Origin of the sequence: Vibrio sp. 1557 (assembly GCF_033340175.1) — a bacterium.
Taxonomy (GTDB): domain Bacteria; phylum Pseudomonadota; class Gammaproteobacteria; order Enterobacterales; family Vibrionaceae; genus Vibrio; species Vibrio alginolyticus.
This window is the reverse complement of sequence record NZ_JAWOVZ010000038.1, coordinates 1-22,327: the sequence shown is the minus strand read 5'-3', so window position 1 is coordinate 22,327 and position 22,327 is coordinate 1. Positions and strand designations below refer to the sequence as shown.

General features: G+C 45.6%; 24 protein-coding genes and 1 tRNA gene. 6 read left to right on the top strand and 19 right to left on the bottom strand.

Translation table 11 applies throughout. The features are described from left to right. Position 1: 1 nt before the first annotated feature. The 4 genes from R7070_RS23315 to mutY form a co-directional block, all read right to left on the bottom strand. A tRNA-Phe gene (locus R7070_RS23315) sits at positions 2 to 77 on the bottom strand. A 100-nt stretch (positions 78 to 177) separates the two neighbouring features. After that, positions 178 to 1,317: a membrane-bound lytic murein transglycosylase MltC gene (gene mltC, locus R7070_RS23310; protein WP_256900738.1), complete on the bottom strand. Its 1,140-nt coding sequence runs from the start codon at positions 1,315 to 1,317 to the stop codon at positions 178 to 180. A 77-nt stretch (positions 1,318 to 1,394) separates the two neighbouring features. Continuing rightward, on the bottom strand, positions 1,395 to 1,667 hold the full coding sequence (locus R7070_RS23305) for an oxidative damage protection protein (protein WP_005381002.1): 273 nt from the start codon (positions 1,665 to 1,667) through the stop codon (positions 1,395 to 1,397). A 19-nt stretch (positions 1,668 to 1,686) separates the two neighbouring features. Then, entirely contained in the window at positions 1,687 to 2,763 is a 1,077-nt protein-coding gene (mutY, locus tag R7070_RS23300; RefSeq protein ID WP_017635575.1) for an A/G-specific adenine glycosylase, read from the bottom strand. A 203-nt stretch (positions 2,764 to 2,966) separates the two neighbouring features. On the opposite strand from mutY, the gene trmB reads away from it, so the two are divergent. From trmB to glsB, 3 genes are all read left to right on the top strand, one after another. Further along, positions 2,967 to 3,686 carry a tRNA (guanosine(46)-N7)-methyltransferase TrmB gene (trmB, locus tag R7070_RS23295; protein ID WP_005384506.1) on the top strand — a complete coding sequence of 240 codons (720 nt, stop codon included), beginning with the start codon at positions 2,967 to 2,969 and terminating at the stop codon, positions 3,684 to 3,686. 17 nt (positions 3,687 to 3,703) lie between these two features. After that, positions 3,704 to 4,732 (top strand): DNA methylase, encoded by a 1,029-nt coding sequence (locus tag R7070_RS23290; RefSeq protein ID WP_318141308.1) that lies wholly within the window; start codon positions 3,704 to 3,706, stop codon positions 4,730 to 4,732. 98 nt (positions 4,733 to 4,830) lie between these two features. After that, entirely contained in the window at positions 4,831 to 5,751 is a 921-nt protein-coding gene (gene glsB, locus R7070_RS23285; protein ID WP_005381007.1) for a glutaminase B, read from the top strand. A gap of 90 nt (positions 5,752 to 5,841) precedes the next feature. Here glsB and hemW read toward each other — a convergent pair whose 3' ends face one another. The 7 genes from hemW to R7070_RS23250 all read right to left on the bottom strand — a co-directional run bounded on the left by hemW (position 5,842) and on the right by R7070_RS23250 (position 10,899). Further along, positions 5,842 to 7,020 (bottom strand): radical SAM family heme chaperone HemW, encoded by a 1,179-nt coding sequence (hemW, locus tag R7070_RS23280; RefSeq protein WP_256900737.1) that lies wholly within the window; start codon positions 7,018 to 7,020, stop codon positions 5,842 to 5,844. Between the two features lie 18 nt (positions 7,021 to 7,038). After that, on the bottom strand, positions 7,039 to 7,641 hold the full coding sequence (locus R7070_RS23275) for an XTP/dITP diphosphatase (RefSeq protein ID WP_005381009.1): 603 nt from the start codon (positions 7,639 to 7,641) through the stop codon (positions 7,039 to 7,041). Positions 7,642 to 7,759: 118 nt separating this feature from the next. Then, complete coding sequence (locus R7070_RS23270) at positions 7,760 to 8,191, bottom strand: DUF4426 domain-containing protein (protein ID WP_005381010.1); 432 nt, start codon at positions 8,189 to 8,191, stop codon at positions 7,760 to 7,762. 128 nt (positions 8,192 to 8,319) lie between these two features. Continuing rightward, positions 8,320 to 8,610: a DUF167 family protein YggU gene (gene yggU, locus R7070_RS23265; protein ID WP_005381011.1), complete on the bottom strand. Its 291-nt coding sequence runs from the start codon at positions 8,608 to 8,610 to the stop codon at positions 8,320 to 8,322. Continuing rightward, entirely contained in the window at positions 8,610 to 9,167 is a 558-nt protein-coding gene (locus tag R7070_RS23260) for a YggT family protein (RefSeq protein ID WP_005381012.1), read from the bottom strand. Before R7070_RS23260 ends, yggU begins: the two co-directional genes overlap by 1 nt. A 52-nt stretch (positions 9,168 to 9,219) precedes the next feature. After that, positions 9,220 to 10,038 (bottom strand): pyrroline-5-carboxylate reductase, encoded by an 819-nt coding sequence (proC, locus tag R7070_RS23255; protein WP_005381013.1) that lies wholly within the window; start codon positions 10,036 to 10,038, stop codon positions 9,220 to 9,222. A 159-nt stretch (positions 10,039 to 10,197) separates the two neighbouring features. After that, entirely contained in the window at positions 10,198 to 10,899 is a 702-nt protein-coding gene (locus R7070_RS23250) for a YggS family pyridoxal phosphate-dependent enzyme (protein ID WP_005384521.1), read from the bottom strand. Between the two features lie 28 nt (positions 10,900 to 10,927). On the opposite strand from R7070_RS23250, the gene R7070_RS23245 reads away from it, so the two are divergent. After that, the gene (locus tag R7070_RS23245) at positions 10,928 to 11,968 is read left to right on the top strand and encodes a type IV pilus twitching motility protein PilT (protein ID WP_005381015.1); all 1,041 of its coding nucleotides are present in this window, start codon (positions 10,928 to 10,930) and stop codon (positions 11,966 to 11,968) included. Between the two features lie 30 nt (positions 11,969 to 11,998). Further along, positions 11,999 to 13,105 carry a PilT/PilU family type 4a pilus ATPase gene (locus R7070_RS23240; protein WP_005381016.1) on the top strand — a complete coding sequence of 369 codons (1,107 nt, stop codon included), beginning with the start codon at positions 11,999 to 12,001 and terminating at the stop codon, positions 13,103 to 13,105. Between the two features lie 61 nt (positions 13,106 to 13,166). On the opposite strand, the gene ruvX is transcribed toward R7070_RS23240, so the two are convergent. From ruvX to metK, 8 genes are all read right to left on the bottom strand, one after another. Then, entirely contained in the window at positions 13,167 to 13,592 is a 426-nt protein-coding gene (ruvX, locus tag R7070_RS23235; RefSeq protein WP_005381017.1) for a Holliday junction resolvase RuvX, read from the bottom strand. A gap of 35 nt (positions 13,593 to 13,627) precedes the next feature. After that, the gene (locus tag R7070_RS23230; protein WP_005381020.1) at positions 13,628 to 14,191 is read right to left on the bottom strand and encodes a YqgE/AlgH family protein; all 564 of its coding nucleotides are present in this window, start codon (positions 14,189 to 14,191) and stop codon (positions 13,628 to 13,630) included. Positions 14,192 to 14,319: 128 nt separating this feature from the next. Then, on the bottom strand, positions 14,320 to 15,270 hold the full coding sequence (gene gshB, locus R7070_RS23225; RefSeq protein ID WP_005381021.1) for a glutathione synthase: 951 nt from the start codon (positions 15,268 to 15,270) through the stop codon (positions 14,320 to 14,322). A gap of 13 nt (positions 15,271 to 15,283) precedes the next feature. Beyond that, a complete protein-coding gene (rsmE, locus tag R7070_RS23220) occupies positions 15,284 to 16,015 on the bottom strand; it encodes a 16S rRNA (uracil(1498)-N(3))-methyltransferase (protein ID WP_318141307.1) in 732 nt (243 codons plus the stop codon). A 113-nt stretch (positions 16,016 to 16,128) separates the two neighbouring features. Further along, a complete protein-coding gene (gene endA, locus R7070_RS23215; protein WP_017635582.1) occupies positions 16,129 to 16,824 on the bottom strand; it encodes a deoxyribonuclease I in 696 nt (231 codons plus the stop codon). Positions 16,825 to 16,974: 150 nt separating this feature from the next. After that, the gene (locus R7070_RS23210) at positions 16,975 to 17,472 is read right to left on the bottom strand and encodes a SprT family zinc-dependent metalloprotease (RefSeq protein ID WP_005381025.1); all 498 of its coding nucleotides are present in this window, start codon (positions 17,470 to 17,472) and stop codon (positions 16,975 to 16,977) included. 68 nt (positions 17,473 to 17,540) lie between these two features. Beyond that, positions 17,541 to 18,338 carry a DUF2189 domain-containing protein gene (locus R7070_RS23205; protein WP_213915265.1) on the bottom strand — a complete coding sequence of 266 codons (798 nt, stop codon included), beginning with the start codon at positions 18,336 to 18,338 and terminating at the stop codon, positions 17,541 to 17,543. Between the two features lie 402 nt (positions 18,339 to 18,740). After that, a complete protein-coding gene (gene metK, locus R7070_RS23200) occupies positions 18,741 to 19,895 on the bottom strand; it encodes a methionine adenosyltransferase (protein WP_005381027.1) in 1,155 nt (384 codons plus the stop codon). A 315-nt stretch (positions 19,896 to 20,210) separates the two neighbouring features. Between metK and tkt the strand changes: the two genes are divergently transcribed. Beyond that, positions 20,211 to 22,205: a transketolase gene (tkt, locus tag R7070_RS23195; protein ID WP_005381028.1), complete on the top strand. Its 1,995-nt coding sequence runs from the start codon at positions 20,211 to 20,213 to the stop codon at positions 22,203 to 22,205. The last annotated feature ends 122 nt before the right edge of the window (positions 22,206 to 22,327 follow it).

Genomic DNA, 22,327 nt, shown 5'->3' with positions numbered 1-22,327 from the left:
GTGGTGCCCGGAGGCGGAATCGAACCACCGACACGAGGATTTTCAATCCTCTGCTCTACCGACTGAGCTATCCGGGCAACGGAGCGCTATTAAACGGATTTTCCCGCGTTGCGTCAACCACTTTTTTTAAATAATTTCAAAAAAGTGGTTGTTCGAACGCTTTTTATTCAACTGTCACTACAAAGTTTGCTTTGAGTTAAATTCCTTTTTGAAATTTGTAACTTTTTCTAGGTAGCGACGCGCTTCTGCGTTCGGGTGTTTCTTGGTTAACGCCCAATAAACTTGGTTGGGTTGCAATGAATTAAGATCTTGCATTGCGCGTTTGCGATCACTGCGATGAAATGTGTTTAAAACTCCTCGAGTACCGCCATTGTAAGCTGAAATCATGCTGTACTCGAGAGAGGTAGGGTGGCGGACTTCTCTTAAATAACGATTTTTTAAGATATAGAAATACGCAGTACCGGTATCTATGTTGTTTTCTGGATTAAACAAATATTCAGGGCTTGGTTGGCCCGAGCGCTTTTTCACGAGTTTGAACACATCTCGTCCCGCTGTTTTAGGTACAACTTGCATTAGGCCATATGCATTTGCCCAACTTACCGCGTATGGGTTGAAACTGCTCTCGGTTTTAATAATGGCGTATATCAAGTCTTCTGGAATGTCGTATTTCTTGGAAGCTCGACGCACGATATCGGCGTATTGGTAGCTGCGTGTTGAAAAGTGGTCTTCAACCATGGGAATTTCGACATAATACGCTTTCTTGAAATCTACATTTTTGGTTTTTATTTTATTTGCGATGAGGTATTCCGCAAATCGGTTTGCCCGCCAAGACCATTGAATTGGCTTATTGTCTTGGTCGACAACTTGTTTATACAGGAATGGTTGCCCCTCTAACGTGATACCTTTAGAGGAGAATAAGTCGACGTGAGCGGGATCGTCTGGTGTTAATAAGGTGGTGACAATCGCGTCTTTTAGGTGTTTTTGGGGCTCGGTCGGTGATACGGTCTCTATCGTGATCACGCCTTTGCGAAAGTCGACCTCGGCGCGGCTAAGGTAGTTATCGATGTACTTAACGTAATTACTCTTGCCAGCGTACTTGATTTCTTTTTTACCCCAGCGCTTTTGAATATTGCCTGAAAAGCTATTGATTAAGGCATCTAGCGCCGCAGTATCTTTTTCAAATTGTCCTGGTAGCTCAGCTAAGTTATTGGCAAAACGGTTTGTTGGCTCGTAGTTGACGTCATAAATCTTTTCGACGAATTCACGGCTACAGCCTGCCATTAAAAGTGCGGAAGCAATAAAGACAATTTTTTTCATAAGTATCAGAGTTATTGAAGGTAATAGAAAAATGACACCACAAATGGTTGTGATGTCATTGTTTAACTCAAGCGACTTTATTCGCTCGGAGGTGTGTAACCTTCGATATGAACGTCTTTTCCTTCAAAGAGGAAATTTACCATTTCTGTTTCGATCAGTTTGCGGTGTTCTGGATCCATCATGTTGAGTTTCTTCTCGTTGATCAACATGGTTTGTTTGTGTTGCCACTGAGCCCACGCTTCTTTCGAGATGTTGTCGAAAATGCGTTTACCTAGTTCACCAGGGTAAAGTTGAAAGTCTAGACCTTCGCCTTCTTTCTTTAGTCGAGCACAAAATACAGTGCGGCTCATAATGACTCCTTGTATTCAATTAACGAAGTTCGTGGGGTAGCGTTTCCAGCAATAGTTTTACTGGCGCGGCTAAACCGACTTCTTCAGGTTTAGATAAGTTATACCAAAGACCTTTGTTGCCTTCCATTATCACGTCCGGTTGCTTTGATAAATCAATCAAAATTGGCGTGATATCTAGGTGGTAATGGCTGAATGTATGACGAAAGGTAATCAGTGTTTGCTTCTGTTTGATATTGCTGGCTTGAATGCCGCGTTGATCCAGTAGCAATTCAATGTCGCTTTCTGCATCCACATGTTCGGTTTGTGGGAAGCAGAATAAGCCACCCCAAATGCCTGTTTGTGGTCTTTGCTCCAACCACACCTCATGACCATTTTCGGTGTTGTGGTGAAGCATCACGAAACGAGTTTGCTTGATTGGTTTATCTTTCTTCGGTTTTTTGCCCGGGTAGTCGAGCACATTACCTTGTTGTTTTGCCACACACAGGTCAGCAACAGGGCAGAGGCTACATTTGGGTTTGCTGCGAGTGCAGACCATTGCGCCCATGTCCATCATTGCCTGGTTATACTTATCTACATCCGTTTGTGGGGTATGCGTTTCGGCAATTTCCCACAGCTGGTTTTCAACCTTTTTTTGTCCTGGCCATCCTGCAACTGCGAAACAGCGGGATAGGGTGCGCTTCACGTTACCATCAAGAATCGCGTGTGGTTGTTTATACACAGACGATAAAATGGCGGCAGCAGTAGAGCGACCAATCCCCGGTAGGGCGTTCATTTTCTCTATATCAAGAGGAAACTCACCATTGTATGTAGAGGCGACCTCTTGTGCTGCTTTGTGAAGGTTACGGGCTCGGGCGTAATACCCTAAGCCAGTCCAAAGGTGTAGGACTTCATCTTGCTCAGCATTGGCAAGATCGATTACGGTTGGAAAGCGCTCCAAGAAACGTTGGTAATACGGAATAACCGTAGTGACCTGAGTTTGCTGAAGCATAATTTCAGACAACCAGACACTGTATGCGGTCTTATTTTGTTGCCACGGAAGATCTTTTCTTCCATATGCGTCATACCATTCTAGGATGGCACTGGCGAAAGGTGTCACGACTTGCTCTGTATTCTATTATTGGTTAGGTGCAAAATTGCACCACATAATGGGCAAGAAGTACAACGGATAAACAGTAGGGATATAAAGAGGTGTTTCGTTGCTTTTGGGTTGCCATAGACCAAGAGCTCAACAAATACTTGCACCTAAGTAAATTCTTTGGATAATCCCCGCTTTGATTAATCAATGTGCAGGCAAAATCAATGAGTGAAGTAACCACTAACGAATACAACGAAGACGGAAAGCTGATCCGCAAAATCCGCAGCTTTGTACGCCGTGAAGGGCGTTTGACTAAAGGTCAAGAGAGCGCGATGAATGAATGCTGGCCTACGATGGGTATTGACTTCAAAGCTGAACTTCTCGATTGGAAAGAGGTGTTTGGCAACGATAACCCAGTAGTGCTTGAGATCGGTTTTGGTATGGGTGCTTCATTGGTTGAAATGGCAAAGAACGCGCCAGAGAAAAACTTCATCGGTATCGAAGTTCATAGCCCAGGCGTTGGTGCTTGTCTTGCCGATGCTCGCGAAGCGGGAATTACTAACCTGCGTGTAATGTGTCACGATGCGGTAGAAGTATTCGAACACATGATCCCAAATGGCAGCTTATCGACACTGCAATTGTTCTTCCCAGACCCTTGGCATAAGAAGCGTCACCACAAGCGTCGTATTGTTCAATTAGGTTTTGCGGAAATGGTGCGTGAGAAGCTTATCCCTAATGAAGGTATTTTCCACATGGCGACCGACTGGGAAAACTACGCAGAGCACATGATTGAAGTGATGAACCAAGCGCCAGGTTTCGAAAACATTGCTAAAGATGGTGATTTCGTTCCTCGTCCAGACGATCGCCCGCTAACGAAGTTTGAAGCTCGTGGTCACCGTCTTGGTCACGGTGTTTGGGATATCAAATATAAGCGTATTGCGTAACCAGAGGAGTTCATGGGATGTACCATTACGCGATATTAGCGAATCCGGGTCATAACCGAATTTACTTTGATAGCGCAATGACCATTGCCTGTTCTGAACTAAAAGCAATTTTAGCTTCACAAGGCGTGGATGTGACAGAAATTGGTAGTAAAGACGTTGGCTTACCTGCTGCGTTGGTGTTTTCTTGTCAGGAAGCGCTAACCGATGAGCAGGCGCAAAGAATCGCAGCCTCTTCGATTTACTATGCGCTATTTGAAGTGCGCGAAGATGGTTTACTTCGACCAGTTCAAGCGCCCGTATTTAACACTTTCCCGGAAAGCATGAGCCAGATTTTGCGCTACACCGGGAAAACAAATGAGCAGTTTACCCGTTTGATGGTGAATATCGGCATTAGTGCGTCCAATACGGGAAGTGAACAACTGACCTTAATGGATCCAATGTGTGGTAAAGGTACAACCTTATTTGAAGGCTTGATCCACGGTTTGAACGTGGTAGGGGTTGAGATCAACGCCAAGTGGGTGCAAGAGATCCAGACCTTTATTGTTAAGTTCATGAAGAATGGCCGCTTTAAGCACAAAGTGAGCAAAGAAAAGCGCACTGCGGGTGGCAAGAAAGTGGCGGATGGTTTCGTGGTTGAAGCTGCAGCAAATAAAGAAGATTACAACCAAGGCAATCTTCAGTTTATGAAGCTGTATTCGGCTGATACTCGTATCGCTGATCAAGTCGTGAAAAAGAACTCAGTTGATGTGATGGTGTCTGATCTGCCTTATGGCGTGCAGCACGGCAGCAAAAATGCCAAGGACAGCAAACTGAACCGTAGTCCACTAGAGCTTTTAAAAGAGGCTCTGCCTGCATGGAAAGTGGTATTGAAAAAGCAAGGTTCAGTGGTGTTGTCTTTCAATGAATTCACATTGAAATGGAAAGATGTCGCGGCATTATTTGAAGAGCAAGGTTGGAAGGTACTTTCAGAAGAGCCTTACATCGGTTATCTTCACCGTGTTGATCAATCTATCAACCGCAATATTATTGTGGCAGTAAAACCATAATCGACTTGAGTCGAACGAACCCTATGGAAAAGCCAACGACACGTTGGCTTTTTTTACCTCTGAGCTCAACGAGTTCTCTTGTAAATAGAAGGTAGAGAATGAAACCGACAGTGGAAATTTTGACAGATATTTTGGCGGAAGTACGCCCTTTAATCGGCCAAGGTAAAGTGGCTGATTACATTCCTGCTCTGGCAAAAGTACCCAGCAACAAGTTAGGTATTGCGGTATACACCAACGAAGGTGAGGTTATTAAGGCGGGTGATGCCGATGAACCTTTCTCTATCCAATCTATTTCAAAAGCATTGAGCTTGACGTTAGCGATGTGCTTGTACAAGCAAGAAGAAATTTGGTCTCGAGTGGGAAAAGAGCCTTCGGGGCAGGCATTTAATTCGCTAATCCAGCTAGAAATGGAGCAAGGTATTCCTCGTAATCCATTTATAAATGCTGGAGCGATAGTAGTGGCAGATTTGTTACAAACTCGCTTATCTGCACCTCGTCAGCGCCTGTTGGAATTTGTGCGTCAGCTTTCTGGTGATACCCATATTGTGTATGACAAAGTCGTTGCGGCATCCGAAATGATGCATGGTGATCGTAATGCGGCGATTGCATATCTCATGCGTTCGTTTGGCAACTTCGAAAATGAAGTGATTCCAGTACTACAAAACTACTTCCACGCTTGTGCGCTGAAGATGAGTTGCGTCGATTTGGCTAAAACGTTTAGCTATTTAGCAAACAAGGGCACATCGGTACAAACGGGTAAGCCTGTAGTTTCTCCTGTGCAAACCAAACAACTTAATGCACTGTTAGCAACGTGTGGCTTGTATGATGGCGCGGGCGAGTTTGCTTATCGCGTTGGTATGCCTGGTAAGTCTGGTGTTGGTGGTGGCATTATCGCGGTAGTACCTGGTGAAATGACCATTTCAGTATGGTCTCCAGAGCTTGATCCTTCAGGTAACTCGCTTGCGGGTACTAAGGCGCTTGAGCTGCTCTCAGAGCGAATTGGCCGTTCAATTTTCTAATGTTAGAAATGTGTCAACCTTATTTAGGACGGCACAGTTTCTAAATAAAAAGCCTCTCAATTGAGAGGCTTTTTTTGTTTTTGGGTTGCGTTACTCTTCGCTTTCTTCGGCCATAAAGGCTTCGAGCAAATCATTAAGGAAGAGCTTCCCTTTTTCAGTAATTTGCCAGTGGGTAGGCGTTTCACTCAGGTAGCTCATTTCTATCGCCCAGTTGATGGTTTCTTGAATCGTACTAAGCGGTAAGCCCGTGGTGTCCACGTAATCTTGCTTCGGACAGGCTTCAATTAAGCGGAATCGGTTCATAAAGAACTCGAATGGACGATCTTCATCCGCGACGACATGTTCCGTATGCAGATAAGGTTTGACCATATTTTGATAAGCCGCTAAATAGCCTCGCGGGTGTTTTACCTTTGTCGTTCGAATAATACGTCCGTCGGTAAAACTGAGTTTGCCATGAGAGCCACAACCGATACCAAGGTAATCACCAAAGCGCCAGTAGTTGAGGTTGTGCTGACACTGATAGCCCGGCTTACTGTAACCGGAGATTTCATATTGCACATAACCCGCGGCTGCAAGTTTTTGGTGTCCGAGCTCGAAAATATCCCACAAGTCATCATCGTCAGGTAGCGTTGGTGGCTTGTAGTAGAACATGGTGTTTGGTTCGATGGTCAGCTGATACCAAGACAAGTGCGGCGGTGCCAACTCAATCGCTTTGTCCAAATCTGCCAAGGCTTGTTCGATGCTTTGATCAGGTAAGCCGTGCATGAGATCGAGGTTAAAGCTGTTCAAACCGATTTGGTGCGCCAGCTTAGCAGCATTGACGGCTTCGTCTTGGCCGTGAATGCGCCCCAAACGCTCAAGCTTCTGCTGCTCAAAGCTTTGTACGCCGATAGAGATACGCGTTACACCAGCTTTGCGGTAGCCAACAAAACGCTCTGCTTCGATGGTGCCTGGATTCGCTTCCATGGTGATTTCGATTTCAGGCTTGAACGGAATACGCGCTTCAATGCCCTTAAGTAGACGCTCGATGCCTTCTGCCGAAATCAAACTCGGCGTACCACCACCAATGAAGATTGAATGCAGTGGACGTGGCGCTTCGTTAAGTCGGTATTTCTCAATGTCGGTATCCAAATCTTCTAAAAGGGCACTGATGTACTCTTCTTCTGGAATCTCGGTTTTGAGCGCGTGAGAGTTAAAGTCGCAATACGGGCACTTTTGCACACACCAAGGGATGTGTACATACAAGCTGAGTGCTGGGGGCGTTAACATGGTCTAATTCGCTCGTGATTACTGAGACACTTGCTCAGACAGTTGAGCAAACAACGACTTGAGCGCTTTACCGCGGTGAGACAGTTGTTTCTTACGTGCAGGTTCAAGTTCGGCTGACGCACAGTTGTCTTCAGGAACAAAGAAGATAGGGTCGTAGCCAAAGCCATTTTCACCGTGTGCTTCAGTTAGAATTCGGCCTTCCCATTTACCGTGACAGACGATAGGCGTTGGGTCGTTCTCGTGACGCATGAGGACTAATACGCAGTGGAAACGTGCTGTACGCTCTGCTTCTGGTACGCCTTCCATTGCCGCTAGCAATTTTTCTAGATTCTCTTGATCAGATGCGCTCTCGCCTGCGTAACGTGCAGAGTAAATGCCCGGAGCGCCTTTTAAGAAATCGACTTCTAATCCAGAGTCGTCTGCAATGGCAGGAAGCCCTGTTTCTTGTGCGGCATGGCGAGCTTTAATGATTGCGTTTTCAATGAAAGTTGTACCCGTTTCAGCTACTTCCGATACATTGAATTCACTTTGCGCTAATACTTCAAAGCCGAAGTCAGACAATAAATCTGCCATTTCACGAACTTTGCCTTGGTTACCAGTTGCTAGCACAATTTTTTTCATGGGAATCTCTTTTAATAGTGATAGAGGAGAACAAATCGTTCTCCTCTAGATATTCTTTAACTAATAAGTGGTTTTTAGCCTGCTTAGATCCAAAAGCTTTTGGAACATCACAACCCAATTACTCTTCAACATAAAACTTCTGGGTGAATTTAAGCTTACCTGAGCCTTTGTTTCCAGCTTTTACGTCAATATCGAAAGTAAAAGTTTCTTCGTGGGTAATTGGTAGTTCGGCTAAATAGTATATCGCATTGCCTTCTTTGACTTCACGAAAGGTCAAGGTCTGAGTTTGGCCGATAAGGTTCTTCGCGCGTCCAGCAATTTTTGCTTCTAATGCTGGTTTACCCAATGAAGCTCTATCTAACACGCTAATATTAACCACAGCGAGGTATCCATTACGTTTGATATCGTAGCTACGTGCGACTTTGGGTGTTAGGAATGTTGAGTTAAACGCGACATAGTGTACTTCGATATCTTTCATATTTTTAAACTGATCGGCGAAGCTTGGTAACGACAACAGGCTAATCAGTAATGCGGTAATCCATTTGCTCATTGTTACTTCCTCAAAGCACTTGTTATAAAACAACCATAGCTGCAATTTTACCTTGGTCAGGGGGTAAAAAATGCGTACTCAGTCGTTGGTATTAGTAAGTGTGGTACAAAATCGTAAATAAAAAGCCATCATATGATGGCTTTAATTTCTGTCGGTATCTGGGTAGGCGATTCTATCCGAATTTGTTTGTGCCGTCCTAATTCACCTTTTTCTATGTGAACCAAACCCTTAGCGATTTTAAACTGCTTGGCTAAGAACTTAGTTAGGTGTGCATTAGCTTTGCCATCGACAGGTGGAGCAGTAATGGCGATTTTTAGCTCTTCACCATGCAAGCCAACGATTTTATCGCGGCTAGCTTTAGGTTGAATATAGAGCTTCAGGATGATGTCCTCACCATCTTGCCAAACTGCAGCTGACATTATAGCTGGAACCAAATTGGACCAATGATATCGCCCATTAAGAAGTTCGCGAACTGCAAGCCGATAAATAACACCAGTACGCTTAAATCAAGACCACCAATAGCCGGAAGAATACGACGGATTGGAGCGCACATTGGCTCGGTCAGTTGATGGAATACGTACTCGATAGGGCTGCGGCCTTGGCTTACCCAGCTCAAAATTGCACGGATCAATAGTACCCAGAACAATAGGCCACCTGCGGCTTTGATTAATGATAATAAGCCCAAGAATAAGAAGTCAGCGCTGAAAGAGACGGAACCGTTCGAAGCTATTAGGATAAGCACGACAAATTTAAGCACACACAACACGTAGGCAAACAACACGGTTGCTAGGTCAATATTCCCCACGGAAGGGATAACGCGGCGCAATGGACCAATGACCGGCTGAGTCGCTTTTACTATAAATTGCGAGAATGGGTTGTAGAAGTCTGCGCGCGCAGCTTGCAACCAAATTCGCAAAATTACGACCATGATGTACAGGTCAAATAGGGTTGAGATGAGAAAACTCATTGAATTCATAAGGTACCCTTAACAAGTGATGGATGATACTAAACGGAGTTCATCCAAATAATTAAAACAGTTTTTCCATTTCTTCCGCGCGAGCCACAGCAGCTTGCATGGCTTTAGCGACAATATCTGAAAGTTGATGTTCGTTGAATGTACGCAGTGCTTCTGCCGTTGTCCCACCTTTCGAAGTTACGTTCTCACGCAGGGTCGATAGCTCAGTTTCTGGGTTGCTAACCACCATACTGGCCGCGCCCAGTGCCGCTTGCTGAACCAATAGTCGAGCGGTCTCTTTATCAAAGCCTTGCGCAATCGCTTCTGCTTGCATCGCTTCCATAAACAGGAAGAAGTATGCTGGAGCACTGCCCGCTGCGGCAATCACATTATTGATGCCAGACTCTTGCTCAACCCAACATACTTTACCGACCGCTTCCATTAACTCTGCGGCAAAAGCTTTGTCGTGCTCGGTTACATGAGTTGGTGCGAACAACCCACTCATACCCAACCCAAGTTGTGATGGCGTATTTGGCATAACACGAACCAAGTTCAATTTGGTGGCTAGCATATCATCCAATCGTGAACAGTTGATGCCTGCGGCAATAGAAATCACCAGTTTATTAGTGAAATCGATCGATTGCAGTGGTTTACAGACATCCGCCATCATTTGCGGTTTTACAGACAATACCACCACATCCGCCTCGGTCGCAGCTTGGATGTTATCGCTGGTGGTACGGATGCCAAAATCTTGTTCTAGCAGAAGGCGGCGAGCCTCTGAAGGAGCTGTCGCGGTAATGTTTTGCGCTGGGTATCCGTTAGCAACCAAGCCTGAAACAATGGCTCTCACCATGTTGCCAGCACCAATGAAGGCGATTTTTTTATGTTCCATTTGTCTGATTTCCATCATGATATTTAGAATTTGTTGTGCGCCCAGGTGTATAATGGCGCCGCTGTTACTTACTGCTCCTATTGGCGAGTAAGATGATTGCGCATTTACGCTCTAACGATTGACGACATAACTTATGTCGCGAGTGAGCGTTTTGTTGATTTAGCTGTAGTCTCGTGCGCCGAAAATAGCGGTTCCAATACGAACCATTGTACTACCAGCTTCGATTGCAGCGGTCATATCACCACTCATTCCCATTGATAATGTATCGATTTCTGGGAACTGTGCTTCGAGTGTTTGCTTCAACGTAGCCAACTTCTGAAATTCACGGAGTTGTGATTCGTAGTCAGACACGTTGGCAGGAATCGACATCAACCCTCTTAAAGTGAGGTTGGGTAGGCGAGAAATCAACTCCGCCAGCTCGAATACTTCCGCTTCAGTGACACCAGACTTAGATGCCTCACCACTGGTGTTAACCTGAATCAGAACTTGTAGCGGTTTAAGTTCGCTTGGCCGCTGATCATTCAGGCGTTGAGCAATCTTGGTTCGATCGATGGTGTGAACCCAATCGAAATGTTCAGCAACAAGTCGCGATTTATTGGATTGAATCGGACCAATGAAGTGCCATTCGATTCGATTATCTGGATAATGCTCGGCAAAGTGCTGAACTTTACTGACGCCCTCTTGAACGTAGTTTTCACCAAAGGCGGTTTGTCCCGCTTGGTAGGCTTCGAGAATTGCCTCGACAGGTTTAGTTTTGCTTACCGCTAGAAGTTGCACTGACTCTGGAGTTCGACCACATTTTTGCTCGTCATATCGAATTTGAGAGGTGATATGTTCAATATTTTGTTGAATACTACTCATAGCTGTACTTTAGACTTAAGGATTTTAAATGGATATCACTGAGTTACTGGATTTTAGTGTAAAACATAATGCCTCGGATCTACATCTTTCTGCAGGTGTCCCACCAATGGTTCGTATTGATGGGGATGTGAGAAAACTAGGCATTCCAGCGTTTACACACCAAGAAGTGCATCGTTTGGTTTTCGAAATAATGAACGATGCCCAACGCAGTGAGTTCGAAGAAAAACTCGAAGTCGATTTCTCTTTTGAGTTGCATAACGTTGGCCGTTTCCGTGTCAACGCTTTCAACCAATCTCGCGGTTGTGCGGCAGTATTCCGTACCATTCCAAGTAGCATTCCAACTCTGGAAGAGCTAGAAGCGCCAGAGATCTTCAAAAAAATTGCGAACGCTGAAAAAGGCTTAGTTCTGGTCACTGGCCCAACAGGTTCAGGTAAATCGACGACCTTAGCAGCCATTGTTGACTACATTAACCGTAATCACAACAAGCACGTACTCACAATTGAAGATCCGATTGAATTTGTTCACAACAACAATAAATGTTTGATCAACCAGCGTGAAGTTCACCGTGACACCCATAGTTTCCAAAATGCTTTGCGTAGTGCATTGCGCGAAGACCCAGACGTTATTCTGGTTGGTGAGATGCGTGACAAAGAAACCATCAGCCTTGCCTTAACGGCGGCAGAAACGGGTCACTTAGTTTTCGGGACGTTGCACACCAGCTCGGCGGCAAAAACCATTGACCGTATTATCGATGTGTTTCCTGGTAGTGATAAAGATATGGTTCGCTCGATGCTATCTGAGTCTCTTCGTTCGGTTATCGCGCAAAAGCTTCTGAAGCGTAATGGTGGTGGCCGTATTGCATGCCATGAAATTATGATGGCAACGCCTGCGATTCGTAACTTGATCCGCGAAGACAAAGTCGCGCAGATGTATTCGATCATTCAAACAGGTGCGGCTCACGGCATGCAAACCATGGAGCAAAATGCTCGTCAGTTAATGGCGCAAGGCATGGTTGCTCGTGAAGAGGTCGATAGTAAGATCGGATTAGAAGTGCAGCAATTCTCGTAACGTTCATACAGATAATGGTGAATACGGAAGATGGATCTAGATAAATTTCTCGAAGGCATGCTGGCGCTGAAAGCGTCGGATCTTTACATCACGGTTGGAGCGCCAATTCTATTTCGTGTGGATGGCGAATTGCGTCCGCAAGGGGAAAAACTTACCGAGAGCGATGTGGCTGCATTACTCGACAGCGCTATGGAACCAGATCGGCGTCAGGAATTTCGTAAAAGTCGCGAGTCGAATTTTGCCATTGTGAGAGATTGTGGTCGCTTCCGTGTGAGTGCCTTTTTTCAACGCGAGTTACCAGGCGCAGTGATTCGTCGTATTGAAACTAATATTCCTACTTTTGAGCAGTTAAAGTTACCGTTAGTGTTGCAAGATTTGGCGATAGCTAAGCGTGGTTTGGTGCTGGTGGTCGGTGCTACTGGTTCGGGTAAATCGACCACTATGGCGGCGATGACAGGTTATCGAAACAGCAATAAAACCGGGCACATTTTGACGGTCGAAGATCCGATCGAGTTCGTGCATGAACACAAGCGCTGTATCGTGACTCAACGTGAAGTTGGGTTAGATACGGAAAGCTATGAAGTTGCGCTTAAAAACTCGCTGCGCCAAGCACCAGATATGATTTTGATTGGTGAGATCCGTAGCCGTGAAACAATGGAATACGCGATGACCTTCGCCGAAACGGGTCACCTGTGTATGGCAACGTTGCACGCCAATAATGCCAACCAAGCTTTAGAGCGCATTCTTCACTTGGTACCGAAAGATCAAAAAGAACAATTCTTGTTCGATTTGTCGATGAACCTAAAAGGCGTGGTTGGTCAGCAGTTGATCCGAGATAAAAATGGGCAGGGACGTCATGGTGTATTTGAGATCTTGCTAAATAGCCCACGTGTGTCGGATTTGATTCGTCGCGGAGATTTACATGAGTTGAAGTCAACCATGGCTCGCTCAAATGAGTTTGGTATGCTGACGTTCGATCAATCTCTCTATAAGTTAGTGATGCAAGGTAAGATCAGCGAAGAGGATGCACTACATAGTGCCGACTCGGCAAATGATCTGCGCTTGATGTTGAAAACGCAGCGTGGTGAAGCATTCTCTACGGGCAGTTTGGCGAACGTTAAGATCGATATGGATTAATCCAATCCAGAAACAAAAAAGGTTGGCAGGAGCCAACCTTTTTTCATTGTGCTTGAAGTGTTTACTCACCCCAAAGGGCTTCAAACCAGCTTTCTAGAATCACCACTGCCGACTGGCAGTCAACATTACCTTTCGATAGGGCTTTGTAGCCGCCCATGCTGAACAACTCCGCACGAGCTTCTGCAGTAGATAAACGCTCATCATGCAGTTCAACAGGCAATCCGTATCGGCCTTGCAGACGCTTAGCAAATTTTCGTGCACGAGGGGTTATGGTCTCAAGGTCTTTACCATGCAGATCGGTCGGTAAACCGACCACTAGCAAATCTGGTTGCCACTCTTTGATTTGCTTTTCGATATCGTCCCAGTTTGGAATACCGTCATTGGCTTTAAAGGCTTTTAATGGGGAAGCTGTACCAGTAATTTCTTGGCCAATAGCGCTACCAATGCTTTTGGTTCCAAAGTCAAAAGCCATAATTGTGCGTGACATAAGGTGTCTCTATCTAATGTAACTGTATATTTGGACTAAGCATGTCCAGAGTCTGCTGAAAGGTGACTTGGGTCGATACCCAGCTTTTCGACCGCTTTCTTCCAACGCTCGTTGATTGGTGTATTAAAGATAATTTCAGGCGTCGCTTCAATGGTGAGCCAAGAGTTTTCGACCAGCTCACTTTCTAATTGGCCTGCACTCCAACCGGAGTAGCCAAGTGCCACTAAGTAATCACTTGGTTCTGCTTCTGTTCCTAACACCGACAGAATATCACGCGAAGTGGTTACCGCGAGGTCATCGGTCATTTGGACGCTGGACTCGTAGTAATCTTTGGGTTTATGCAAAATAAAACCACGATCTTCCGAGATTGGGCCGCCATTGTAGACTGGTCTATCTAGACTGGCTTCAAACAGGCGCGGGTGTACTGGCTGAACTTCCACCTGCTTGAGCATGTTGCCGACGGTGATATCAACAGGAGCATTGATCATCAGCCCCATAGCGCCGTCTTCGTTGTGCTCACAAACGTAGATCACGCTGTTTTGAAAGTACGGATCTTTCATCCCAGGCATGGCAACCAAAAAGTGATTTGTGAGATTCATACTCATACTGACCCTTAACTCTCGTAAATGCCCTTAAGCAAACATCATACAGTTTACCATCTAGGTATGTGCATGAGTTTGCTTAAGTTAATGTACTACGCTCTCTATTAACTGTAATACAGTTTGAGTTATTCGCCTTTTACTCGACGCTCAATCGCATCCATCAGCTTGCCTGTGATTGAGATATCAAAAGCAGCTTCAATTTCGCGAATACAGGTTGGGCTGGTGACGTTGATTTCTGTTAGTTTGTCGCCAATTACGTCAAGGCCAACAAAGATAAGGCCTTTTTCTTTCAGTGTCGGAGCAACGGTTTGCGCAATTTTGAGGTCGGTTTCGCTTAGCGGACGAGCTTCACCAGTACCACCAGCGGCTAGGTTGCCGCGCGTTTCGCCTTTAGCAGGAATGCGTGCTAGACAGTAAGGCATAGGTTCGCCATCTACCACTAAGATACGTTTGTCACCGTTGCTGATGTCTGGCACGAAGGTTTGCGCCATTGCGTAGTTTTGACCGTGGTTAGTCAATGTCTCGATGATCACAGAGACGTTTGGATCGTTTTCTTTCACACGGAAGATGGACGCGCCACCCATACCATCAAGCGGTTTCAGGATGACATCACCATGTTTTTCACGAAATTCTTTAATTTTTTCTGCTTTTCGCGTCACGATCGTTGTAGGTGTCAGCTCTGGGAACCATGCTGTAAACAGCTTTTCGTTACAATCACGTAAGCTTTGAGGCTTGTTAACGATCAGTGCACCTTGTTCTTCTGCACGCTCAAGGATGTAAGTCGCGTAGATGTATTCAGTATCAAACGGAGGATCTTTACGCATTAGCACCGCGTCTAGCTCAGACAGTTCGATAGTTTGCTCTGATTTGAACTCGTACCAACCGTTTGGATCTTCTTTTAGTTCTACCACTTTAGTATCTGCAATGGCAACGCCTTGATCGAGATGCAGATCATTCATTTCCATGTAGTGGATTTCATAGCCGCGTCGTTGCGCTTCAAGCATCATGGCAAAGCTAGAGTCTTTTTTGATGTTAATGGACGAGATTGGGTCCATTACGATACCGAGTTTGATCATTATTTTTCTCCGTTTAACCAAGATCGCCGAAACGAACTTGTAAGGCTGTAATTGCTGTCAGAGCCGCTGTTTCGGTACGCAGAACGCGAGGGCCGAGTAGCGTTTCTTCAAATTGGTATTCTCGAGTCATCTCGATTTCTTCAGACGATAAACCGCCTTCAGGACCGATCAGTAGGCGCACTTTTTCAACCGGGGTTGGCAAAGTGTTGATTGAGTATTTAGCACGAGGGTGAAGGTTAAGCTTTAAACCATCGTACTCTTCTTTATACCACTCTTCCAAGCTCATAATTGGACGAATTTCGGGCACGACATTACGCCCACATTGCTCACAGGCACTGATGGCGATTTTCTGCCATTGCGCGAGTTTTTTCTCAAAACGCTTTTGATCAAGCTTGACGCCACAACGTTCAGAAATCAGAGGAGTGATGGTATTGACGCCAAGTTCAACAGACTTTTGGATGGTGAACTCCATCTTATCGCCACGTGAAATGACTTGACCAAGGTGCAGATCTAAAGGGGATTCAATACTGTTTTCTACGCGCTCGGTGATGTTAACCAAAACTGATTTCTTGCTGACTTCACTGATAACCGCTGGGAACTCTGCGCCACTGCCGTCAAAAAGGAGAACGTCTTGGCCTTCTTTCATGCGCAAAACACGACCGATATGGCCTGCTGCGTCGTCACTTAAAGCAAGTGAGCCAAGTTGATGAATGGTTTCTGGATGATAAATTCGAGGGGTACGCATGAGATTTCCAGCAAGAGAATAAACTTAAACCCTAACATGGATGCTTTGCACCGAAAAAACAAGGGGCAAGAAGCGTTTCAATATCAGTAATTGGAACGCTTCGAGGTCGGAGGTTACAGTGCGCGGCAGGCTTCTTGAACAAATGGGTTGTGATTGCCCTGTACTTTTGCAATGCGCTCGTCACGCTCACATTCCCATTTATCGACAGGATAGGTTTTGTTCCAAGCACTCATTAATTGCGTTTGCTGCTTCGACAGTTTGAAACCGTACTCTTTGCTCATGTATAGATAGGTACGAGCAATTGAGCCACGCGCACGGTCTGGTGGCATGACTTTACGCTGCTTAAAGTTCACTTGCATCTCACAGCGACCATAACTCACGCCATCCATACCGTTCCATTGGCTGAAGTTGTAGTTCGAACGGTCACCGTTTACTTCACCAATAGCAGGAGTTAGGTTGTGCAAGTCTGCTTCCATCAAACGAAAAGTTTTGTCTTTTTTCTTACAGTTTTTACGTCCGCCATCTTGCCAGCATTGACGCTGGTGGCCAAATTGCCACGCAGGAACCACATGCTCCCATTCGATTCGTGCAGCCCGTTTTTCTTGTTTACGGACTTGGTAACCGCAAGAGGCTAAATCGGGTGAGCCTTTCTTGCCTTGCCATTGAATGTTACAGCCACAGTAGAAGCTTGTTGGGTGGTCTTGATAAATTTTGACCGCCTCACGTTTGGCTGCAGAGAATGAGCTCGGTGGCGCGGCAATCGCAGTGCTAGAAAGCGCGATAAGCAACAGAGAGAATAAATATTTCATGATAAAAGTCTTTATAAAGTATGGCTTTATTCATGATAACACGCATAAAATAGCTTTAGTGATGAGTAAGTTAACAATAAGTGGGGAAGGGAAGGTTTTGATCAACTCGATCTTTGTTTTGGGAACGCAGGTAACACTATGAGGTAAGGGCTACGATAATTGAATGCCGGTGAAGTTAAGTGGTTGGCGGCATTTTTGACAAGAGTACGTCGCCTCTTTGCGCAGCACTTTATTATGACGGCGAATCGATAGAGGGTAGGTCATACAACCACAACGATACTCAAAGGTTTTACCTTGAACGGATTTTACTTCAAAGCTGTGAGTGGTTTTGGCTGGTACGTTAAATACGGCTTCCATGACGCCTTTCCATTCTTTACCGTGAGGCCTTACTCGCCCGTAAACCTGATAAGTAATCAGGTGTGCTACTTCATGAGGAATGACTTCATCTAAGAATGCTTGGGTGTTTTCGCGAAATAAAACAGGGTTTAGGCGTACTTGATTTAATTGAAGGTAGGCTTTTCCTGCCGCTTTCCCACGGACGTCGAAGGTGATTGTTGGAATCGGGAAAGAACGTTTGAAAGCTTGTTCCGCCATCGCGATACAGCCCGCCATCACTTGCTTGGCTTTATAGCTGAGTTCTATATCCACAATTCACCTCGATAAATTAAATAAAAAAGCCCCCGCATTTGCGAGGGCCAGATCATAGCATCAGTTAATTATGGTGTGTGTTTTTTCTTGATGGTGGCATGGTAAGCGTGCCATGTACCGTAGCCTAGAATTGGCATGGTAAACAACATTCCGATCCCGTAGGTCGCAAAGCCGACAAGAATACCGCCACAGATGATCGCTGCCCAAACAATCATTGCTGGAATGTTGGATTTCACTGCATTAAAGCTGGTAAATACAGCGGTCATCATGTCTACACGACGCTCCATCATGAGAGGAATAGAAAAGGCTGAAATGCTAAACACCACACAAGCCAAAACAAAGCCAACTAAAGAGCCGATGACAAGGAAGGGTAGGAACTCACTTAAAGGTGCCCCTTGAACAGAAGGGTAGAGTGCATGAAGTAGAGCGGCAATGCGCATCCAAAATATCATACACACTGCGAGTAACACGGCGAACGCCCATTGAGATGTTGAGTTACGACCGATCGCTTTCATTGAATGGAACAAGCTTGCTTTGTGTCCGCGCTCTCTCTCCCAACTGGCATCATACAAGCCCAGCGCGAGAAACGGACCGATTAACATGTAAACAATCAAACTGGGCATGACGACTAAGTGTGTGCCTTGCCACTGTACGAGCAAAACAATGCCTATCGCAGCAGCCATAAAACAGATGCCATAGAAAGCACTAATAAGCGGCATTCGCACGAAATCATGCAGACCTAATGCGAGCCAATGAAAAGGTGCAGAAAGATTGACCGTATTGCACGGTATGGTTCTGGCGTATTCGTTGTCTGGCACTTCCTTTCGTTTGTTGTGGAAGTCCGATGGATTAACAGTTCGAGGCATAACTCCTCCTTGATTTATTCCCACATTATCCGCTTATACCAACTGACAGCGGTTTTTGTTCAGTCAAACTTGAAGCGACTTTTTCAAGTTTACATCTGATCATTGGCTTAGTTTGGTATCGGCCATAAAGATGCCTGACTCATGTCTTTACTTAAGTGTTGCTTCCACAGTCGCCAGCATCCGACGTCTCTATTTAAATTGGAGTTAACAATATTTTAACTATTGGCGGAGATGGGATAATTTACAAATAATTGCTTAAAATTTATTCGGTATAAAAATGAGGGAGAAACAGGACTGCTTTGTGGGGCAGGGCGGTATGAGCCGAAATGGCTGGATAAAAGTTGCTGAAAATAAAAAGCCCCCGCCATAGGCGAGGGCTTGATTGATTCTTGCTTGGCTTGATTATTTGATGCCAGCGAAATCGCGTAGAAGTGCAGCTTTGTCTGTCGCTTCCCACGGGAATTCTTCACGACCGAAGTGACCGTAAGCCGCTGTCTTCTTGTAGATAGGTTGAAGAAGGTTAAGCATTTCTTGTAGACCGTATGGACGTAGGTCGAAGAATTGACGAACCGCTTCAATGATGATGTCGTGAGATACTTTCTCAGTACCGAACGTTTCCACCATGATAGACGTTGGATCAGCAACACCGATTGCGTAAGAAAGTTGGATCTCACAACGGTCAGCCATGCCTGCCGCTACGATGTTTTTCGCTACGTAGCGTGCTGCGTATGCTGCACTACGGTCAACTTTTGATGGATCTTTACCAGAAAACGCACCGCCACCGTGACGAGCTGCGCCGCCGTAGGTATCTACGATGATCTTACGACCAGTTAGGCCACAGTCACCCATAGGACCACCGATTACGAAGCGACCGGTTGGGTTAATGAAGAAGTTTGTTTCTTTGTTGATCCACTCAGAAGGTAGCACTGGCTTAATGATCTCTTCCATTACCGCTTCACGCAGGTCTGAAGTTGAGATTGAGTCACAGTGTTGAGTTGAAAGAACAACCGCGTCGATACCAACGATGTTACCTTGATCGTATTGGAATGTTACCTGAGATTTTGCATCAGGACGCAACCAAGGTAGTGTGCCGTTTTTACGAACTTCTGCTTGCTTTTGAACAAGACGGTGAGAGTAAGTAATTGGCGCTGGCATTAGTACTTCAGTTTCGTTACAAGCGTAACCAAACATGATGCCTTGGTCGCCTGCACCTTGTTCTTTAGGGTCAGCTTTATCAACACCTTGGTTGATATCTGGCGACTGTTTACCGATTGTGTTTAGTACCGCACAAGAATCTGCGTCAAAGCCCATATCTGAATGTACGTAGCCGATTTCACGAACGGTTTCACGAGTTAACTCTTCGATGTCTACCCATGCTGAAGTCGTGATTTCACCACCCACCATTACCATACCGGTTTTAACGTAAGTCTCACATGCAACACGAGCCTTTGGATCTTGCTCTAGAATCGCGTCAAGAACCGCATCAGAAATCTGGTCTGCAATTTTATCTGGATGACCTTCTGATACTGACTCAGAAGTAAACAGGTGCTTAGCCATGTTAGCTCCACTATATCTGGTTTAAAACTGGGGAATGATAAACTCTCCAGCGCAAATTAATACTAATTTTTGTAGGTGTATCTACATCTAGACGTCTATTCTAAATTTGATTGCTCGAATTACAAGCTCTTTTTTGGTTTTTGTTATAACCAAACGTTTGCCTGATTTATTGATAATTTTAAGAACTTCGAACGATTTGGCGCGAAAGGTGCAATATTTGTGAGGTTTTGGACTGGAAAACGTTTGCACACCCAACAGGGCTTTGAGAGAATTATGACCTACTTTTCGTTTCGCTTAATGTACTCAGGAGCAGACATGTCGTCTCGTAAACATCTTGCCAATGCAATTCGTGCTCTAAGCATGGATGGTGTTCAACAAGCTAACTCAGGCCACCCAGGCGCACCAATGGGTATGGCTGATATCGCTGAAGTTCTTTGGCGCTCTCACCTAAACCATAACCCTTCAAACCCAGAGTGGGCCGACCGCGATCGCTTTGTGCTGTCAAACGGTCATGGGTCAATGCTTATTTACTCTCTACTGCACTTAAGCGGTTACGAGCTATCTATTGACGATCTGAAAAACTTCCGTCAATTGCACTCAAAAACCCCAGGTCACCCAGAGTACGGCTACGCGCCTGGTATCGAGACAACAACGGGTCCTCTAGGTCAAGGCATAACTAACGCTGTTGGTATGGCGATCGCAGAGAAAGCACTAGCGGCACAGTTCAACAAAGAAGGTCACGATATCGTTGACCACTTTACGTATGTGTTCATGGGTGACGGCTGTCTAATGGAAGGCATCTCGCATGAAGCATGCTCTCTTGCTGGGACGTTAGGTCTAGGCAAACTGATCGCGTTCTGGGATGACAACGGCATTTCTATCGACGGTCACGTTGAAGGCTGGTTCTCTGACGATACACCTAAGCGTTTTGAAGCGTACGGCTGGCATGTAATCCCAGCAGTCGATGGTCACGACTCAGACGCGATCAACGCAGCAATTGAAGCAGCAAAAGCGGACCCACGTCCTACGCTTATCTGTACCAAAACAATTATCGGTTTCGGTTCTCCTAACAAGTCTGGTTCGCACGACTGTCACGGTGCACCACTAGGTCACGATGAAATCCAAGCGGCTCGCGAATACCTAGGTTGGGAGTACGGCCCATTTGAGATCCCGGCAGATGTTTACGCTGAGTGGGATGCAAAAGAAGCGGGCGCCGCGAAAGAAGCAGCTTGGAATGAAAAATTCGAAGCATACGCTGCAGCTTACCCTGCTGAAGCGGCAGAGCTTAAACGTCGTCTAAACGGCGAACTTCCTGCACAGTGGGAAGAAAAAGCGAACCAAATCATTGCCGATCTTCAAGCAAACCCAGCGAACATTGCATCACGTAAAGCATCGCAAAATGCACTAGAAGCGTTTGGTCAAATGCTTCCTGAGTTTATGGGTGGTTCTGCTGACCTAGCGCCTTCTAACCTGACCATGTGGTCTGGTTCTAAGTCTCTAGAAACGGAGGACTTCTCTGGCAACTACATCCACTACGGTGTACGCGAATTCGGTATGACTGCTATCATCAACGGTATCGCATTGCACGGTGGTTTCGTTCCTTACGGCGCAACATTCCTAATGTTCATGGAATACGCTCGTAACGCAATGCGTATGGCTGCGCTGATGAAAATTCAGAACATCCAAGTTTACACGCATGATTCGATCGGTCTTGGCGAAGATGGCCCAACTCACCAACCTGTTGAGCAAATGGCGTCTCTACGTGTAACTCCAAACATGAGCACATGGCGCCCATGTGACCAAGTTGAGTCTGCAGTTGCATGGAAACTAGCGATTGAACGTAAAGATGCACCAACTGCACTTATCTTCTCTCGTCAAAACCTAGCGCAACAAGAGCGTACTGCTGAACAAGTCGCAGACATCGCGAAAGGTGCTTACATCCTGAAAGATAGCGAAGGTAAGCCTGAGCTAATCCTTATCGCAACAGGTTCTGAGGTTGAGCTTGCAGTGAAAGCCGCTGAGCAACTAACTTCAGAAGGCAAGAAAGTACGCGTTGTTTCAATGCCATCAACAGATGCATTCGACAAACAAGACGCCGCTTACCGTGAATCTGTACTGCCATCAGACGTAACGGCACGTATCGCTATTGAAGCGGGCATTGCGGATTTCTGGTACAAGTACGTAGGCTTCGACGGTCGCATCATCGGTATGACAACATTCGGTGAATCAGCACCTGCTGGTCAGCTATTCGAGATGTTTGGCTTCACGACTGAAAACGTAGTGAACACAGCTAAAGAATTGCTAGCGTAATTGCAGGACCGTCTAAACAGTCGAACGTAAACGACGATTGTTAAACTGACCCGTCCTGATATGGGTTGACACTTTTTAACTAAAACGCTCGATGTACTTCATCGGGCGTTTTGTATTTTAAA